General features: G+C 63.5%; 1 protein-coding gene. It reads left to right on the plus strand.

All coding sequences use genetic code 11. The features are described from left to right. Positions 1-228: universal stress protein (locus tag EN853_RS33540; protein WP_135861377.1), on the plus strand; the 228-nt coding region annotated here is incomplete at its 5' end. Positions 229-299: the final 71 nt, after the last annotated feature.

Raw genomic sequence — 299 nt, forward strand, 5'->3', positions numbered from 1 at the left:
GATGCCGCGGCCTATCTTGCCCGGCATGGCGTGAAGGTTACGGTCGACCGGCTGCCGAGCGCGAACCATTCGGTTGCCGATGTGCTTCGCCAGCATGCCGGCGACGTTGCGGCTGAGCTGATGGTCATGGGCGCCTACGGTCATTCCCGGTTGCGCGAACGGATTTTCGGTGGGGTCACCAAGTCGATGCTTGAAGGTCAATCGTTGCCGGTCTTCATGGCGCGATAGCAATTCACAGGGAAGAGCGGGCCGGCGCAGTTTGCGCCGGCCCGCTCTCGTTCCTGTCGCGAAGGGTTGCG

The sequence above is a fragment of the Mesorhizobium sp. M1C.F.Ca.ET.210.01.1.1 genome, from assembly GCF_004791585.1.
Taxonomy (GTDB): domain Bacteria; phylum Pseudomonadota; class Alphaproteobacteria; order Rhizobiales; family Rhizobiaceae; genus Mesorhizobium.